This window comes from Pseudomonas taeanensis MS-3 (genome assembly GCF_000498575.2).
GTDB lineage: Bacteria > Pseudomonadota > Gammaproteobacteria > Pseudomonadales > Pseudomonadaceae > Aquipseudomonas > Aquipseudomonas taeanensis.
The window spans coordinates 874,790-892,585 of the sequence record NZ_AWSQ01000002.1 but is presented as its reverse complement, the minus strand read 5'-3'; the positions used below and the strand labels follow the sequence as shown (position 1 = coordinate 892,585).

Sequence of the window (17,796 nt, the reverse complement as noted above, 5' to 3'; positions counted from 1 at the left end):
GATGCCGAGTCGCGCATAGCCGACACGACGGCAAATGCATTAAAGTCTAGGCCGTCGTTGCGCCTGGCACGACGTGCATCCCCCCATAAAGAGTCCAACGATGGAACACCGTGAAGCGCTTGTCGCGCTGCGACATTTTCTTTCAAGTCAGATACTCGGCCAGGAAAAACTCATCGAAAGGCTGCTGATTGCCCTGCTGGCTGATGGCCACATGCTGGTCGAGGGAGCTCCCGGCCTGGCAAAGACCAAGGCGATCAAGGAACTGGCCGAAGGGATCGAAGCTGAGTTCCATCGCATTCAGTTCACTCCAGACCTGTTACCTGCCGACATCACTGGTACTGAAATCTACCGCCCGGAGACGGGTAGCTTCGCGTTTCAGCAGGGACCAATTTTTCATAATCTGGTACTCGCCGACGAGATCAACCGTGCTCCGGCCAAGGTACAGTCGGCGTTGCTCGAAGCCATGGCCGAGCGCCAGGTCAGCGTCGGCCGCAACACCTACGACCTGTCGCCGCTGTTTCTGGTGATGGCCACGCAGAACCCGATCGAGCAGGAAGGCACCTACCCACTGCCGGAGGCCCAGCTCGACCGCTTCCTGATGCACGTCACGATCGGCTTCCCGGATGCCGCGGTGGAGCGCAAGATTCTCCTGCAGGCCCGTGGCGAGGCGCTCAATGGCGAGACCAAACCCGAACACAGGGTCAGCCAGCAGGCCATTTTCACCGCGCGCAAGGAGATCCTTGGCTTGTACATGGCCGATGCGGTGGAGGAATACCTGGTGCAACTGGTGATGGCCTCACGCACGCCGGGTAAGTTCGACCCCGAACTGGCCGAGTGGATCGCCTATGGCGCCAGCCCGCGCGGCTCGATAGCCCTGGACCGTTGCTCGCGCGCGCACGCCTGGCTAGCTGGCCGCGACTTCGTCAGCCCGGAGGACATCCAGGCGGTGCTGTTCGACGTGTTGCGCCACCGCATCATCCTGTCGTTCGAGGCCGAGGCCGCTGGCATCGATCAGGACCGCGTGGTGCAACGGATTCTCGATGTAGTCGCCGTCGCCTGACGCCATGCATGCACTTCCCACGCAACCGGGTATCCGGGTCAATCTCGCCGAACTGATCGAGATGCGCCACCGCGTGCGCGAGGTGCAGTTGTTCTCCACCCCGGCACGGCGCAGCCCACTGATCGGTCTGCATCACTCCAAGCTACGTGGCCGCGGCGTGGATTTCGACCAGGTACGCGTCTATCAGGCCGGCGATGACGTACGCACCATCGACTGGCGGGTCACCGCACGCACCCAGGAGCCACATACCAAGCTGTTCCATGAAGAACGCGAGCGGCCGACCTATATTCTGGTCGAGCAGAGCCCACGGCTATTTTTCGGCTCAGGGCTGATGTTCAAGTCGGTACTCGCGGCCCAGGCCGCCAGCCTGATCGGTTGGGCCGCCCTAGAACACAACGACCGCATCGGCGGCCTGGTATTCGGCAACCACGCACAACACGAAATCAAGCCGCGGCGCAGCAAGCAGAGCCTGCTGCAATTGCTCAACCGCCTGGCACTGGCCAACCAGGCGCTATCGCGCGATGCGCAGAGTCTAGCCGACAGTTTCACTCTGGCCCTGCGCCGCGCCCGCGAAGTCTTGCGCCCCGGTAGCCTGGTGATCGTCCTGTGCGACGAGCGCACCCTCGATGACAGCAGCGAACAGCAGTTGCAGCTCCTCGCCCGGCATACCGACCTGTTGCTGCTACCGCTCTCCGACCCGCTCGATCACGCCCTGCCCGCCGCTGGCCTGCTGCGCTTTGCCGAACGCGGCGCACAGCTGGAACTGGACACCCACAACCCCGAGCTGCGCCAGGCCTACCGTGCACAAGGTCAAGCACGCGCAGACCGTTGGCAGCGCCTGGCGCAGAAACTCGGCGTGCCCCTGCTGCCCCTGAGCACGCAGGCCGAGCTGATCGAGCAACTGCGTGATCAGCTCAACGCCCAGCGCCCCAGGAAGCAACCATGAACCCGCTGGACCCACTCGAACCACTAATCGCGCCAGCCGCGATCAGCTGGTGGCCGCCCGCGCCGGGCTGGTGGCTGCTGGCGGCAGTGCTGCCGTTGCTGCTCTGGGGACTGGTTAAGCTGTACAAACGACGCCTACACCGCGTCAAAGCCACTGATAGAGTGCAGGCTCTGGATATGCTGCGCCAAGCTGCGCTGAGCGAACTCGAACAACTGAGCAAGCCTTACTATGGCGTACCGGCCGGTCCCTGGTTGCAGCAGCTCAATGCATTGCTCAAGCGCCTGTGCCGCCAGCAGTACCCGCAGAGCAACAGCCATCTGCTAAGCAGCCGCGCCTGGCTGGCCTTCCTCGACAACCGCTGCCCGGCGGCCGGCTTGACCCGCTGGATGATCCTGGTCGAAGGCGCCTACCGCCCACACTGCACCCTGGATGACAAGGCAATCGAAGGGCTCAACCAAGCCGTCGCCATCTGGATTGGCAAGCATGTTTGAATTCGCCTGGCCCTGGATCTTCCTCCTCGCGCCCCTGCCCTGGCTGCTACGCCTGCTGCTACCCGCGGCAGACAGCGGCGAGGCGGCACTGAACATCAGCTTTCTCGACGAACTGCAAACGCTGTCAGGACGCCGGGCGCGGGCCAGCCTGCCTGCCTGGCGGCAGCAAACGCGCTTCGTGCTGCTGTGGCTGTTACTGCTGAGTGCCAGCGCACGCCCGCAATGGCTCGGTGAGCCGCTGCCCTTTCCGGCCAGCGGCCGCGACCTGCTGGTCGCGGTGGATGTCTCTGGCTCGATGGACTACGCCGACATGCGCTGGGAGGATGAAGAGGTCAGCCGCCTGACCCTGGTCAAGCACCTGCTCGGTGACTTTATCGAAGGCCGTCAAGGCGACCGCGTCGGTCTGATCCTGTTCGGCAGCCAAGCCTATCTGCAGGCACCGTTGACCTTCGACCGGCAGACGGTACGCACCTGGCTGGACGAAGCCCTGATCGGTATCGCCGGCAAGAATACCGCTATCGGCGACGCCATCGGCCTGGCCGTCAAACGCCTGCGCCAGCGCCCGGCAGACAGCCGCATACTGGTTTTGGTCACCGATGGCGCGAACACCGGCGGCGAAATAGAGCCTTTGACCGCCGCACGTCTGGCCGCCGAAGAAGGGGTTAAAATCTACCCGATCGGTATTGGCGCCGACCCTCGGCAAAGCGCCGCGCTCGGTATCTTCGGCCTCAACCCCGGGCTGGACCTGGACGAGCCGACCCTGCATGCAATAGCCGAGTTGACCGGCGGAGAGTACTTTCGCGCGCGCGATAGCGAGGAACTGCGCGCCATCGAAAGCAGCCTCAATCGACTCGAACCGGTGGCCCAGCAGCCAACCCTGACACGCCTCACCCTGGCGCTATATGCCTGGCCGCTGAGCGCTGCGCTGTTGTTGAGCCTGCTCTTGGTCATCCGCGAGCTGTGGCCACAACTGCGGCGAATGCCCAGGCAAAATAAGGCGAAGGCATCATGATCGAACTGTCGCCAATCGCACTATGGCCGCACTTGCTGCGCCCATACTGGTTACTCCTGCTACCGCTACTGAGCTGGCTGCTGTGGCGGCTCTGGCACCGCGAAAAACGCACTGGACGCTGGCAATTACTGCTACCGCCAGCGTTTCATGCCGCCCTGCTTAGCGGCGGCTCAGGCCGTACCAGCCGCCTACCGTGGATAGCCCTCGGCCTGGCCTGGTCATTAGCCCTGCTGGCCTTGCTCGGGCCGAGCTGGCAACGACTCGAACAGACCAGCCAGAAACCCGCCGACCCGCTGGTCATACTGCTCGAGCTAAGCCCGGAAATGCTCGCCGCAGACGTCTCGCCGAATCGTCTGCAGCAGGCCAAGCGCAAGGTGCTCGACCTGCTGCAGGCGCGACGCGATGCACAGACTGCTATCGTGGTGTTCGCCGGCAGCGCCCACACCCTGGTGCCGCTGTCCGATGACCTGAGCACCAGCCGCAACCTGCTCGACTCCCTCAAGCCATCGATCATGCCCGAGCCCGGGCATCGCGCCGATCTCGCCGTGAGTAAAGCCCTGAACCTGCTCGAACAGGGTGCCCAAGGCCAAGGCCGCGTGCTGCTGATTGGCAGCACCTTGAGTGAGCAGGAACGCCTTGGCATTAGCCAGGCACTCGACAACCGCGGTGTGCGCCTGCACATTCTGGGCATCGGCAGCATCCAGGGCGCCCCCATCACCCTGGAAGACGGCGGTTTTCTCAAAGATGCGCAAGGCACCATCCTGATCCCTCGCCTGGACAATACCGGACTCACGCGCTTCGCTCAGGCCATTGGCGGACGTTACCGCCAGGCCAGCCTGGATGACCGTGATCTGCGTAGCCTCGGCCTGCTAGAGCGCACCCAACAACTGCGTACCGATGGTCAGCAGACTCGCCTGCAAGCCTGGGCCGATCAGGGTTACTGGTTGCTTTTGCCGTTGTTGCTGCTGGCGGCTTGCGCCGGGCGCCGCGGCTGGTTGCTGTGTCTGCCACTGCTGCTGGCACTGCCACAGCCGAGCTATGCCTTCGGCCTCGACGATCTCTGGTTACGCCCGGACCAGCAGGGTCAGCGCCTGCTCGAAGCCCAGCGCCCAGACGAGGCGGCCAAACATTTCGAGGATTCACAATGGCAAGGCCTGGCGCTGTACCAGGCGGGGGACTATGCCAGCGCCGCCGAACGCTTCGCCGCAAGCGACAGCGCCGCCGCCCACTACAATCGTGGCAATGCCCTGGCCCGCAGCAATGAACTGGAAGCCGCAGTAGAGGCCTATAGCCAAGCGCTTGAACGCCAACCGGACCTGGCTCAGGCGCAGAACAACATGGCCCTGATCGAAGAGCTGCTGCGCCAGCGCCAAGAGCAACAGGAACAACAGGCAGCGGCAGACAAGCCATCGAGCGATGAGCCAACACCGCCCGAACAACCCCAGTCGGGGCAATCTGGACAAGACACGGATAAGCAAGCAGCACCCAACCAGCCCGCCCCCGGCGCCAGCGAGGAGCCCGCGGAGCAACCCGCGCCCGGCGACGACAAGAGCACGCCGACGCCAAGCGAACCCGCCAGCGAGCCAGGTAGTGAAGAACAGATCGCCAGTGCCGACGAAGCACTGGATGGCGAGCGCCGGCAGGCGTTAGAACAATGGCTGCGGCAGATCCCTGACGACCCCGGTGAACTGCTGCGGCGAAAATTTTGGTACGAACAGCAACAGCGCCAGGAACAGACTCGATGACCCGCCTGCTCTGCACCCTGATCCTCGCTTTGCTGGCCTTCCAGGTCAGCGCCCAGGGCTTTAACGCGAGCATCGACCGATCTCGTTTGAACGACGGAGAAACGGTCGAGCTGACCCTGGAGTCGGACGATGCCACTGTGTTCGGCAAACCGGAGCTCAGCCCACTCAGCGAACTCTTCGAAGTGCTTGGCACCCGCCAGGTCAACCGCTTGACCACTCTCAACGGCAAATCACAGGCCATCACTCGCTGGATCGTCACCCTGCAACCCAAACAGAGCGGCTATGTAGTAGTGCCGCCCCTACGCCTAGGCGATATGCAGAGCCTGCCCATCACTCTGCACGTTGAGAAAAACAGCCGTGATACCAGCAACCATCAGCTGGCCCCGGTATTTATCGACGCCAGCCTCGACCAGGAGAGCGTTTACGTACAGGCGCAAACCCTTTTGACCCTGCGCATCTACCACTCAGTCTCGCTGTACGACGACAGCAGCCTGAGCCCGCTGGAAATGCCGCAGGCGCGCATCGAATCACTCGGCCCGCCGCGCACCTATGAAAAAGAAATCAACGGTGTTCGCCATGGCGTGATCGAACTGCGCTATGCCATTTTCCCGCAGCAAAGCGGCGAACTGACCATCCCGGCCCAAGTGTTCAGCGCCACGGTGGTGGATCGCTCAAACAGCAGCGATTACCTGCCCTTTGGTCCTCGCACCGGCAAGGTGACGCAGGTGAGGTCACCGCAGATCCCACTCAGGGTCAAAGCCAAACCCGCCAACTATCCCAGCACCGCGCCCTGGCTGCCCGCACGCACGCTGAGCCTGGCGGAAACCTGGACGCCCGACCCCGCGCAGGCGCAAGTCGGCGACTCGCTGACCCGCAGCCTGCTGCTCAAGGTCGACGGGCTCTCCAGTGCCCAACTGCCGCCTTTACCGGCGACCCGTGTCGACGGGCTGCGCCGTTACCCGGATCAACCCAAACTCGGCAACCAGAGCAGCGAGCATGGGTTGATCGGCAGCCGTGAAGAGCGTGAAGCGCTGGTGCCCAATCGCCACGGAGCATTCGAGATACCCGCAGTGGAAGTGGTCTGGTGGAATACCCGGGAGGATCGCCTGGAACGCACCAGCCTGCCGGCGCGCAGCCTGGAAGTCGCGCTGAACCCCAGCCTTGATCTGGAAGCGGCGGCGCCTCCAGTGACGACGCAAATCCTCGAGTCAGGTCCACCCATCTGGCCCTGGCAGTTGAGCAGCGCACTGCTGGCCCTCACTACCCTGCTCGGCTTTGCCCTGTGGTGGCGCGCACGACGCCAGCCTGCGGTACTGCGTGCAGCGCAAACCGGGCCCAGCCCGCGCACCTTGCTCGACGAGCTTAAACGCGCCTGCCTGGCCAACGACTCGCTGGCTACCCGCCATGCGCTCGATGCCTGGGCCCGGCAGCAACCGGAGACCCTGGCGGGCATGGCGGCTCGCTTCGTGCCCTTGTCCGATGCACTGGATGGCCTGAACGGCACGCTGTACAGCGAAACCGGTCAACAATGGCAGGGCGAAGACCTCTGGCGAGCGATACGCAGCCTGCCTGCCGCTGAAGGTACCGAGCACAGCACCACGCAAGAAGTCAGCCCATTGCCGCCACTCTATCCACGCTAACCCCATGCGAACTACAGCTGTTGAGCCGCTTGCCGGCGTGGCCGCAGTCCCCGCGTTAATCCACCTCGTGTTCGGCCCGACAGCCCTGCCTTAGCAGTCGCCTCTCCTGGGCAAGCCAAGGTCGCAGCCAAATGATGCAAGGGCCGCGCAGCAGTTACGCCGCTGCTCGCGACTACTCCTGCCTGAACTGGCGTAACCCTGACTCCCGCGCTGCAGACCCGCTGCAAACGCCAGTGATGCCTAGCCAACACCTGCTTGAACGTGTGAGCACTACAGAAGCGCTCGAGTCTTGCCGAGCAGCCTGAACCGCGGGCAAAAAAAACCGCGACCCTTGGGTCGCGGCTTTCACAGTAGTGACTGCGAATCAGGCTCAGGCCTTATTGCGCAGCTTCTCCGGATTGATCAGGAAGCGCGCCAGAGCAGGCAGCAGCCAGATCGCCCCAATCATGTTCCAGAGGAACATAAAGGTCAGCATCAGTCCCATATCCGCCTGGAACTTGATTGCCGAGAAGATCCAGGTTGCCACCCCGATCGCCAGACAGACGCCGGTGAACAACACGGCCTTACCGGTCGACTTGAGGGTCTCATAGTAGGCCTCCTGCAACGACAGCCCTTGGCGCAGGTAGGTTTCCAGGCGGCTATAGATATAGATGCCGTAGTCGACACCAATACCCACGCCGAGAGCAATCACCGGTAGGGTCGCCACCTTCACACCAATGCCCATATAGGCCATCAGCGCGTTACCCAGCACCGAAGTCAGCACCAGCGGCAGGATGACACAGAGTGTGGCGGCCACGGAGCGGAACGTCAGCAGACACATGATGCTCACCGCCGCATAGACAGCCACCAGCATGGTCGTTTCGGACGCAGCGATCACCTCGTTGGTAGCCGCTTCAATACCGGCGTTACCTGCCGCCAGAATGAACTGCAGATCTTCCGTGTTATTTTCCTTGGCGAAATCCTCTACGACCGCAACGGTACGCTCCAGCGTTGCCGCCTTGTGATCGTTGAGGAACACCAGCACCGGTGCCACCGAACAATCGGCGTTGTACAAGCCATCGGCGCGGGCAATCGAGTTGTTCAATACGTGCTGATTGCGCGACAGGGTCTCCCACTTCAGGTTGCCCTCGTTCATTCCTTTGATCACCTGGCGCGATACCGTGACCATGGAGATGGCCGACTGCACGCCTTCGGTGTTCTCCATCTTCCACATCAGCTCATCCATGGCCGACAGTGCCGGGTAGGTTGAGCAACGCTCCGGCCCAGTCTTGACCATCACCACCAGCACATCGGAACTGGTCGAGTAGTTGCGGATGACGAAGTCGTTGTCCAGGTTGTAGCGTGAGTCGGGGTGCAGTTCCGGGGCGCCCTGATCGAGGTCACCGATCTTCAGGTTCTGGCCGTACCAGATACCGCCGCCTAACGCACCCAAGGCAATCACCACGGAAATCGGAGCGATCATCGGATGGGCGAAATTGGAAATCAAACGCCAGAGCGGGTGGTCCCTGTCGGCATCCTCGCGGCTGCGCTGGACCGCCTTCTTGCCAATACCGATGTAGGAGATCATGACCGGTAACAGGATCAAGTTGGTCAGGATGATCACCGCCACGCCCATCGACGCGCCGATGGCCAGCTCGCGAATTACCCCGATGTCGATCAGCAGCAAGGTGACGAAGCCCACAGCATCCGACAACAGTGCGACCAGACCCGGGATAAACAGCTGACGGAAAGCCATCCGCGCGGCAGACAGCGAGTCAGTCGCCTCACCCGAGGCCATGGCGATGCCGTTGATCTTCTGCACACCGTGGGAAATGCCGATGGCAAACACCAGGAACGGCACCAGCATCGAATAGGGATCGAGACCGAAACCCAGGGTATGCAGCAAGCCGAGCTGCCAAATCACCGCGATCAGGGTGGTCACCACCACCGTCAAGGCACTCTTGAAACAACGGGTGAACCACAACAGCAACACGAAGGTGATGCCGATGGCCGCGGCAAAGAACAGCGCCACACCGACCAAGCCATCGATCAGGTCGCCAACCTTCTTGGCAAAACCAATGACGTGCACCTTCACATTGGGATTCTGCGCCTGGTATTTCTCGCGAATCTTCTCTTCCAGTTCGTGGGAAAACTGCTGATAGTCCAGGGGGATCAGCTTGCTCTGATCGTTCGGGTCGGGATAGGACTCCAGCAGCGGCACATCGACGATACTCGATTTGAAGTTGTTGGCGACCAAGCGGCCGACCTGCCCGGACTTGAGAATGTTGCTACGCAACTCCTCGAGGCTGTCCGATGAACCGTCGTAGGTCTGCGGAATCACCTCGCCACCGGCGAAGCCTTCCTCGGTCACTTCGGTCCAGCGTACGCTCGGACTCCACAATGACTTCAGACCAGAACGATCTACGCCAGGAATGTAGAAGGCTTCGTCGTTGATCTGACGCAGCGTCTCCATGTATTCCTTGCTGAAGATGTCGCCCTCAACCGCTTCCACGGAGATGCGCACGGTGTTGCCCAGGTTCGCCAGATCATTGCGATGCTCGAGCATTTTCTGGATATACGGATGCCCCAGCGGAATCATCTTCTCGAAGCTGGTTTGCGGGCGCACTTGTGAAGCCTGGTAGAACAGAAAAACACTGATCAACAGGCACAGCAAAATCACCGCTGGACGGTTGTTGAATATCAACCGCTCCAGGAAAGACGCAGGTTGTTGTTGATGCTTACTCATGCAAACTCTCCCGGCTTATTATTGTTGGCCCAGATCGGCGCCAGTTGGCGAAGCGACATGCACGCCGCCCTGCCCCACCAGAATCAGGTTGCCGTTATCCACTGCAGCCACACCGGCCAGCGAAAGCCGGTCAGCGCGGTTGACCAAATTGAAATTACGACCGTGATCCGTGCTTTTCAGCACGGTGCCGCTATGTCCGACCACCACGATCGAGCCATCCGCCAACAAATTGCCGTCAGCCAGGCCAAACTTAAGCGGGCCATTGTTCGGGGTATTCAGTTCAATCTGCTGCCAGCTATCGCCAAAGTCGGTAGAACGGAACAGGTGGCCACGCAGGCCGTACACCAGCAGGGTGCCAGCTTCATTCGTGCCCAAGGCACCGAACAAAGAACCTTGGTACGGACCTTGGAGCGTTTCCCAGGTTTGCCCCCAGTCGACCGAGCGGAACATGCCGCCCAATTCACCGACTACGAACAACCCAGAATCCTTGACCGCAACAATGGCATTCAGGTGATATCCATCTTCATTGTCCAGACGGTCGCTGACGTCTTCCCAGTTCGCCCCACCATCGGTGGTTGCCAGCAAAGCCCCATAGGCACCGACGGCGAAGCCGTTATTGGGGTCCTTGAACCAGACGTCGAGCAACGGCGCCTCACGCTCTAAATCTTCGAACTGTTTGACCCAGGTCAGGCCGCCATCTGTGCTGGCGAGGATTTGCGCGTCGTGGCCTACAGCCCAGCCATGCTGATCATCGACAAAGAACACCGCAGTGAGCAATTGTTTGGTCGGCACCTTGGCTTGCGTCCAATTGGCACCGTTATCATCGGAATAAAGGATATGACCGCGATCACCCACTGCCACCAAGCGTTTGCCAACAGCGGCGACATCCAGCAGCAGGTTTTTTACCGCTTTGGGTGACTCGATGGAGTAACTGGTAGCTGAACCGGTGGCAGCTTGTGCCTGTAGTGGCGCAGCGACAAAAGTCAGCATCGACAGCACGCTGCACAGCGAGAGTGCTTTAGCCAGCGGCGAGTGGACGCACAACACCGGAGCGCGGAACAATCCCGCAGCATGACCGGCCAGGGTGCGCCGCATGACGGGCTCACTCATATACCTTCCCCTTTATTGTTATAGCTGGTACTGCCATTTAGCAGGCCGCCTATGCTATCGAGCTTTCGAAAGGCCTGACAATCAGTGAGTCGTTATGTTTTGTTAAGGCAAACCCGCGTGATTGACAGCCTATTCGACTGACGAATACGAAAAGGCCGCTACAACTGTAGCGGCCTTTGGCCAAGACTACCTAACCTTTAACGGGTGCCGCGTCGACGCAGGGCGGCCGGTTTGAAGTAACCGTCATCCGGAATCGGCTGACTGAAATCAATGGTGTCCGACTCTTCGTTGTCAAGATTCTGTACGTGGTAACGGCGCGCCTGCAAATCGTGGAAGACATCAAGTGCTGACCAGGTGGTCGGCAGGTCGTAATAGTTCTTCAGATAGGCGATCGACACGCGCCACAGTTCGCCACGACCGTCGTACTGATCGACTACCGCTGCTTGCCAGCTGTCTTCGTCGAGGTACAGGGTGCGTTTGGAGTAGATATGACGAGCGCCGGACTTCAACGTGCCTTCTACGACCCACACACGGTGCAGCTCGTTGCGCGTTACTGCCGGGTTCAAGTGGCCAACCTGCAGCAGGTCTTCGTACTTAACCTCAGGGCTGGTGACTTTGTAGTTGTTATACGGGATGTAAATTTCTTTCTTACCCACCAATTTCCAGTCATAACGATCCGGAGCGCCGTTGAACATATCGGTGTCGTCGGCGGTGCGCAGGCCATCTGCAGCGGCGATCGGCGTGTCATACGCCAAGTTCGGCGCGCGGCGCACGCGGCGCTGGCCGGCGTTGTAGCCCCAGGCCTGGCGAGGCTCTTTCACCTGATCCAGAGTTTCATGTACCAGCACCGCACCACCGGCCAGGCGTGCCGGGCTCTTGGTGAAGGACAGGTAGTAGAACATGATGTTGTTCATGTTGGCGTACGAGCCTTTCGGGTCGTAGAACTTGAACAAGGCTTCCTGCTGCGAGGTCACCAGTGAGTAGGCGCCATTGCGCTGCACTGCTACTTCCGAGGCGCGCCGCACGATATAGCTACCGCGATAGCGGGTGATGTGGTTCCACAGCGCCTCAACCCCATTCTGTGGAATCGGAAACGGGATGCCGCCATAGGCTTCGGAGAAGCCATTACCGCCATCCAGCAGCTTGGCGCTGGTGGCGTTCTTGATGCTGTTGTCGTACACCCATTGCGGTGCCGAGCCGGAACGACGAGTCTGATACACCGGCATCTGGTAGCTGTTCGGGTAAGTATTGAACAGCGCAATCTGACCTGCAGTCAGGTTGTCTTTGTACTGGTCCAGGTTGGCCTTGGTAATGGTGAACAGCGGCGTGTCGCTGGCAAATGGATCCGGGTGATGTTGACCCGCGGCCTTGTAGTCAGCAGGCGCCTGGGTGATACCACCCGTCCACTCAGGTATGGTCCCGGCAGCGTTACCCGCCTTCTCGGCACCGAACGGGGTCAGGCTAGCGCCCAGCTTGGCCGCTTCTTGTGGCGAAACCGCCGCCAGCGCGCTTCCTGCAGACAGTGCCAGCGCAATGGCGGCCCCCATCAGCGTATGTTTTATCAACATCGTATTTCTCCGTGATAAATCGTCGAGCGAGCGCCCACGGGCACCCACTAGGGTTCTGGTTAAGGCTTAGAAGGAGTACTTGACGTTCAGACCGATGTTGTCGCGATCGCGCGCCGAGTTGTTCTGACCAGCGCCATAGAATTCGGTGTACTGAATTTCGGCTTCCAGGCTGTTCAGGTAACTGGCACGCATACCGAGGGTGTACGCCTTGCGGCCTTCAATAAAGTTACCGGTCTGGTGCGAGTTGCCTTCGAAGTCATCCTTGTAAACAGCAAACGGCGACAGGTTCACCCCGGCATAAACGTCATTCCAGGTACCGGACAGCATCAGGGTGTAGCCGTAGGCGTTCTTGTTGATCTGGTCATCGCGGTCATAACCGGAGACATAGGAACCGTTCGGACGGCCCGCGTAGTAACGGTTACCGTTGCGCGACTGGTACTGCAAATCGCTGCCGCGCAAATGCTCGGAAGCCAGCTCGGCAACACCGAACAGCGAATCGAAGCCGAGGGTCGGGCCGAAGTTATACACGGTGCCCAGCGAGGCATTGAATGCCTCGACTCGCTCTGAGTTATGGATCTCATCGCCCAGCTGAACAGCCTGCCCGCCGATATTCGCCGTGCGACCGGATGACAGAAACGCCGCCTGGGTAAGCAAGTCGCCCAGCAGGTCATTGGTGGCCGCGATACCGATCGGCATGTTCGGCCGATAGGCCAGCTCACCGAATACCGAAGCCTCGCCGACCGTGGTGTTGAAGCTCATGCCGTACATGCGGATGTCTTCGGCATACTCGCGGCGGCCGATCACGTTGTTGGCCAGATCGACTGCAGCCAGCCCACCTACGGCGGTGTTCACCGTGTTAGTTAACGCATCGGCATAGGCCTGAGCGAGCGCCGGATTAAGGGCTGGGTTAGCAATTACCGCCTGCAAAGTAGCCAACGGCACGCCGGCTTGAGCCGCAACGCCCTGCTGCACCTGTGGGGTCAGCGCCGGGGTAGCGGCCCCAGCAATGGTCGCCAAATCCAGGCCGGTAAAACTGCTGTCCACCTCGGCGAAGATGGTCGGCTCCTTGGCGTGGTAGTTGACGAAATAGAAGCCGAACTCGGTAGAGTTCAGCTCCTCGGCGATATAGCGGAAAGCCACGCCAAACTGCCCGTCGTTCTTGGCATTCAGGTCGCTGCCAATAGTCGCTACCTTGATGGTGCCGTTGCTGTCGAAGAAGTCGTTGCCGCCCAGGCCACCGACCTTGCCCGCGGAAAGCCCAGTATAGAGCGGCTGCAGACCCGCCAGAGCCGTCTGCTCGCTGTAAGCGGTGTTGCCACCATCGGCGAACAAGTCGGTCTCGGAGAAGTAAGTCCCGACCGGGTCGATAGCCGACTCCTTCCAGTTGAACTGGTAAAAGCTTTCCATCGACAGATTGTCGGTCAGGCCGACACTGAAGTTCAGCGCCTCGACCGGCACCAGTACTTCCTTCAGTTCGGAACCCGGCAAGCGGAACTTGGCCGCATCTACCGGGTTGGTGGTGTTAATGCCGCCACGGTAGAAGATGCCCTCGCCCCAGTTGAATACCTGACGCCCCAGGCGTGCGGTGACCGGCATGTCGGCCACATCCCAGTTGCCATAGACATAGGCATCGAGGATCTGCGCATCGCGACCGGCCTTGTGGCGAGTCTGGTAAGTGAAGCGATCATCCTTGGGGAAGCTCTGGCTCGGCTGCACCGGATCGTTGGCGTTGTAGTAGTCGTTACGCTTATCCATGATCTGGGTGTCATAGAAAGCCGTGCCACGAACGAACAAGCCATAGTTCTTGTAAGTCGCCCCCATGTCGGAGGTGATCTTGTACACCTCGGAAACCAGGCCGGTATCGAAGTTGCGATTACCGTCATTGGTATTGATGTCGTTGTTGCTCTTGTCCTGGCCCTGCACCCGCCACAGCTGGCCATAGGACACGGTGGTATCGATGGAGCCGGCGATTTCATTGTCGGCAAAGCTGAACTCAACCGCGTGAGCATGGGCGGCAACCAGCAACGGCAGGATGCCGACAAATGCAAAACCGGCCTTGGCTGGCGCAAATCGCAATACGGGCTTGCGGGACTTAATTTCCATCGAGACTTCACTCCGTGGACCAACAGATCATTCTTTTTGCGCCCACGAACCGGGGCACGACATAGCCGTACTGACGACGACTTTTTGTTGATTGGCAGGCGTTTCCCTACGCGCTTACAGGCCGTTGAAAGTCATCGTGGACAGCCCTCGGCTGTTACTCCGCATCGCTGCGTGGCGTCTTGCGCCCCGCATACATGGGTGCGGAAACTGCCGCTACCCGTGGAAGTGGAGGCGCCCTAGCCGTCGCTCGCGAACCTTTCAACGCTCTGTTACACGCGCCTCACCGCTAGGCATGCACCATTGCGGGGCCGAATCCATAGCGGTATTGCAACCATAGTGCCAATTCAAACGACCGTATCAAAACCAGCCACCCAGCGAACACAGAACCGATCAATCCTTTTTGTGACCGATCATTCACTGAACAAATAATGTAAAAGCCAGCAAAAGCTGGCCTGTTTTGTCTGACAACCTGACGCGTTACGTCCCTTCACACGACCAGCCACTGCGAATCAGCCGCAGGAAAAGCAGGCACAGTCAAGCCTGCCGGCGCAATCTTAAGTAAGAAAGCGCATAAGCCAATCTGCTGAAATTCTTTTAAGTAACAAAAAAGTGTTACCCGCCAGAGACGAGTAACACTTTCAGAGGAACAGAGCAGCCCTTAGGCGAGACTCTTGCTGACCACTTCGAAGACATCGCTGGACAGCTCGCCGGACGCGAGAATTCGCTCCAGCTCGGCCTTCATCAGGGACTGGCGCGCCGCATCGTATTTACCCCAACGGGTCAACGGCGCCAGTAAGCGCGAGGCAATCTGCGGATTGAGGGCATTCAGGGTGATCACCTGGTCAGCCAGGAAACGATAACCACTGCCGTCGGCCTGATGGAAGTTCACCAGGTTCTGCCCAGCAAAGGCACCAATCAAAGCCCGTACCTTGTTCGGGTTCTTCAGGGTGAACGCCGGATGCTGCATCAGCTGCTGCACCCGCGCCAAGGCACCCGGCAGGGCACTGGCCGCCTGCACGCTGAACCACTGATCCATGACCAGCGGGTTGTCCTTGAAGAAGTCGGCAAAGCTGGCCAAGGCCTTGGCTTTTTCAGCTCCAAACGGCGAGTTGATCAACACCGCCAAAGCCGTCAGGCGCTCGGTCATGTTGTCGCACGCCTCGAACTGTTCCAGGCAAGCGGCCAACACTTCAGGCTTACTGCTGAGCATCAGGTAAGACAGCGCGATGTTCTGCAAGCTACGCCGGGCAAAGTGCTGGTCTTCGGCGATATAGGTACTGCTGCGAGAGACGTCGCGGTTGTCCTGGTAGCGCTGCCACAACGGCTCGTAGAGTGCCTCGGCCAGCTGCAGGCGGGCGAACTCACGGGCGCTATGGATGGCCTCGACATCGGCCACCTCGCTGATCTCGGTGAGAAAAGCCTCGCCCGGCAGCGAGAGCATCTCGGCGACCATGGCCTGATCCAGCTGTTGGTTGTCCAGCACGCTGCGCAGGGCGGCGATCAGGCGTTGGTCCATGACCAGCGGCTCGCCGCGCTGATGCTGGCCAATCAACTCCTGCAGCACCTGCACGGACAGTTGCTGGCCCGCCTCCCAGCGGTTGAAGCCATCGCTGTCGTGTTGCATGAGGAACATCAGTTGATCACGGTTGTAGGGGAAGCTCAGCTTCACCGGCGCCGAGAAACCGCGCAGCAGCGACGGCAGCGGCCGCTCAGCCACATCTTCGAAGATCACGGTTTGCTCCGCCTCGCAGATTGCGATCACCCGCGAGGTGCCTGACGCAGCCGCCTCACCTGCCAGACGCAGCGGCAACTCGCCGCCCTGAGCAACGAGCAGACCCAGCTCCACGGGGATGACGAACGGCAGCTTCTCGCTCTGCCCCGGCGTAGCCGGGCAGCTCTGGCTGAAGGTCAGGCTGTAGCGTTTGGCCGCTGCATCATAGGCCTCGCTGACCGCCAGACGCGGCGTGCCACCCTGGCTGTACCAGCGCTTGAACTGGCTCAGGTCGACGCCATTGGCATCCTCCATGGCCTTGATGAAGTCGTCGCAGGTCACCGCCTGACCGTCGTGGCGCTCGAAGTACAGGTCGCTGCCCTTGCGGAAGCCTTCGCTGCCGAGCAGGGTACGAATCATCCGCACCACTTCCGAGCCCTTCTCGTACACGGTCAGGGTGTAGAAGTTGGAAATCTCGATGAAGGCATCTGGGCGCACCGGATGGGCCATGGGCCCGGCATCCTCGGCGAACTGGTGGGTACGCAGGTAAGCCACGTCCTCGATGCGCTTGACAGTGCGCGAGTTCATGTCGGCGCTGAACTCGGCATCACGAAACACCGTGAAGCCTTCTTTGAGCGACAACTGGAACCAGTCGCGGCAGGTCACCCGGTTGCCCGACCAGTTGTGGAAATACTCGTGCGCCACTACCGCTTCTACGCGCTGGTGCGCGGCATCGGTGGCGGTCTCGGCCTTGGCCAGCACGCAACTGGAGTTGAAGATATTGAGGCCCTTGTTTTCCATGGCGCCCATGTTGAAGTCGTTGACCGCGACGATCATGAAGATGTCCAGGTCGTACTCGCGACCATAGGTCTCCTCGTCCCAGCGCATCGACTTCTTCAGGCTGTCCATGGCGTGCTGGCACTTGTCGACGTTCTCCGGTTCGACATAGATACGCAGCGCCACCTCGCGCTGACTCATGGTGGTGAAGCTGTCTTCCACACACCACAGGTCGCCGGCCACCAATGCGAACAGGTAGGCCGGCTTCATGAACGGATCTTCCCAGGTCGCCCAGTGCCGAACACTCTTTCCAGCGGCAGTCTCTTCCGGGCCGCTGGCAATCGGATTGCCGTTGGACAACAACACCGGATAACGATGCTGCTCGGCGCTGAGCGTGGTGGTGAACTTGCTCATTACGTCCGGGCGGTCGAGGTAATAGGTGATCTTGCGGAAACCCTCAGCCTCGCACTGGGTGCAGAACATGCTGCCGGATTTGTACAGGCCTTCCAGGGCGGTGTTGCTTTCCGGATGGATGCGCACGCTGCTGTCGATCACGAAGCTCGCGGCTTTCGGTTGCAAGCTCAAGTGGCTGTCGCTGAGCTGGTAATCCGCTTCGGTCAATGCTTGCCCATCCAGTGCCAGCGCCAGCAACTCGAGCTGCTGACCATCCAGCACCAGCGGCGGCAGATCGTTGCCCGGGTCGCCGGCCGCACAGGCCGGATTACGCCGCATCACCAATTGCGCATGCACCAGGCTGTGATCCTCGAACAGCTCGAAGGTCAGGTGCGTCTCGTCGATCAGGTAATCAGGCGCCTGATAGTCCTTGAGGTAAATCATCTTCGGCTGTTCGCTGCGCATGGCTTGTGGCCCTTTTGGTTCAGGGCCGTGGCTAGGCCCAAATGTGCGAA

Annotated in this window: 11 protein-coding genes; 6 read left to right on the top strand and 5 right to left on the bottom strand. The window is 60.5% G+C overall.

Features of this window, described 5'->3' with window-relative positions; genetic code table 11:
- The first annotated feature begins 100 nt into the window (after positions 1 to 100).
- From TMS3_RS12220 to TMS3_RS12195, 6 genes are read left to right on the top strand one after another with little or no spacing between them, the layout of a single operon-like run.
- Complete coding sequence (locus TMS3_RS12220; RefSeq protein WP_025165564.1) at positions 101 to 1,060, top strand: AAA family ATPase; 960 nt, start codon at positions 101 to 103, stop codon at positions 1,058 to 1,060.
- Between the two features lie 4 nt (positions 1,061 to 1,064).
- A complete protein-coding gene (locus TMS3_RS12215; RefSeq protein WP_025165563.1) occupies positions 1,065 to 2,006 on the top strand; it encodes a DUF58 domain-containing protein in 942 nt (313 codons plus the stop codon).
- Positions 2,003 to 2,497: a DUF4381 domain-containing protein gene (locus TMS3_RS12210; RefSeq protein WP_025165562.1), complete on the top strand. Its 495-nt coding sequence runs from the start codon at positions 2,003 to 2,005 to the stop codon at positions 2,495 to 2,497. Before TMS3_RS12215 ends, TMS3_RS12210 begins: the two co-directional genes overlap by 4 nt.
- The gene (locus tag TMS3_RS12205) at positions 2,490 to 3,509 is read left to right on the top strand and encodes a vWA domain-containing protein (protein WP_025165561.1); all 1,020 of its coding nucleotides are present in this window, start codon (positions 2,490 to 2,492) and stop codon (positions 3,507 to 3,509) included. Before TMS3_RS12210 ends, TMS3_RS12205 begins: the two co-directional genes overlap by 8 nt.
- Positions 3,506 to 5,254 carry a VWA domain-containing protein gene (locus TMS3_RS12200; protein WP_029866311.1) on the top strand — a complete coding sequence of 583 codons (1,749 nt, stop codon included), beginning with the start codon at positions 3,506 to 3,508 and terminating at the stop codon, positions 5,252 to 5,254. Before TMS3_RS12205 ends, TMS3_RS12200 begins: the two co-directional genes overlap by 4 nt.
- Positions 5,251 to 6,894 carry a BatD family protein gene (locus tag TMS3_RS12195; RefSeq protein ID WP_025165559.1) on the top strand — a complete coding sequence of 548 codons (1,644 nt, stop codon included), beginning with the start codon at positions 5,251 to 5,253 and terminating at the stop codon, positions 6,892 to 6,894. Before TMS3_RS12200 ends, TMS3_RS12195 begins: the two co-directional genes overlap by 4 nt.
- 370 nt (positions 6,895 to 7,264) lie before the next feature.
- Here the strand turns inward: TMS3_RS12195 and TMS3_RS12190 are convergent, their stop codons facing one another.
- From TMS3_RS12190 to pepN, 5 genes are all read right to left on the bottom strand, one after another.
- Positions 7,265 to 9,619, bottom strand: a complete 2,355-nt coding sequence (locus tag TMS3_RS12190; RefSeq protein WP_025165558.1) for an efflux RND transporter permease subunit — start codon at positions 9,617 to 9,619, stop codon at positions 7,265 to 7,267.
- Between the two features lie 18 nt (positions 9,620 to 9,637).
- Complete coding sequence (locus TMS3_RS12185) at positions 9,638 to 10,729, bottom strand: WD40/YVTN/BNR-like repeat-containing protein (RefSeq protein ID WP_235576633.1); 1,092 nt, start codon at positions 10,727 to 10,729, stop codon at positions 9,638 to 9,640.
- 197 nt (positions 10,730 to 10,926) lie between these two features.
- Entirely contained in the window at positions 10,927 to 12,297 is a 1,371-nt protein-coding gene (locus tag TMS3_RS12180; RefSeq protein ID WP_025165556.1) for a DUF1329 domain-containing protein, read from the bottom strand.
- 66 nt (positions 12,298 to 12,363) lie between these two features.
- The gene (locus TMS3_RS12175) at positions 12,364 to 14,400 is read right to left on the bottom strand and encodes a DUF1302 domain-containing protein (RefSeq protein WP_025165555.1); all 2,037 of its coding nucleotides are present in this window, start codon (positions 14,398 to 14,400) and stop codon (positions 12,364 to 12,366) included.
- 658 nt (positions 14,401 to 15,058) lie between these two features.
- On the bottom strand, positions 15,059 to 17,746 hold the full coding sequence (pepN, locus tag TMS3_RS12170) for an aminopeptidase N (RefSeq protein WP_025165554.1): 2,688 nt from the start codon (positions 17,744 to 17,746) through the stop codon (positions 15,059 to 15,061).
- Positions 17,747 to 17,796: the final 50 nt, after the last annotated feature.

Excerpts from the sequence above, each read along its gene's own strand:
- TMS3_RS12220 (WP_025165564.1), top strand. The coding sequence starts at position 101 with ATGGAACACCGTGAAGCGCTTGTCGCGCTGCGACATTTTCTTTCAAGT.
- TMS3_RS12215 (WP_025165563.1), top strand. The coding sequence starts at position 1,065 with ATGCATGCACTTCCCACGCAACCGGGTATCCGGGTCAATCTCGCCGAA.
- TMS3_RS12210 (WP_025165562.1), top strand. The coding sequence starts at position 2,003 with ATGAACCCGCTGGACCCACTCGAACCACTAATCGCGCCAGCCGCGATC.
- TMS3_RS12205 (WP_025165561.1), top strand. The coding sequence starts at position 2,490 with ATGTTTGAATTCGCCTGGCCCTGGATCTTCCTCCTCGCGCCCCTGCCC.
- TMS3_RS12200 (WP_029866311.1), top strand. The coding sequence starts at position 3,506 with ATGATCGAACTGTCGCCAATCGCACTATGGCCGCACTTGCTGCGCCCA.
- TMS3_RS12195 (WP_025165559.1), top strand. The coding sequence starts at position 5,251 with ATGACCCGCCTGCTCTGCACCCTGATCCTCGCTTTGCTGGCCTTCCAG.
- TMS3_RS12190 (WP_025165558.1), bottom strand. The coding sequence starts at position 9,619 with ATGAGTAAGCATCAACAACAACCTGCGTCTTTCCTGGAGCGGTTGATA.
- TMS3_RS12185 (WP_235576633.1), bottom strand. The coding sequence starts at position 10,729 with ATGAGTGAGCCCGTCATGCGGCGCACCCTGGCCGGTCATGCTGCGGGA.
- TMS3_RS12180 (WP_025165556.1), bottom strand. The coding sequence starts at position 12,297 with ATGTTGATAAAACATACGCTGATGGGGGCCGCCATTGCGCTGGCACTG.
- TMS3_RS12175 (WP_025165555.1), bottom strand. The coding sequence starts at position 14,400 with ATGGAAATTAAGTCCCGCAAGCCCGTATTGCGATTTGCGCCAGCCAAG.
- pepN (WP_025165554.1), bottom strand. The coding sequence starts at position 17,746 with ATGCGCAGCGAACAGCCGAAGATGATTTACCTCAAGGACTATCAGGCG.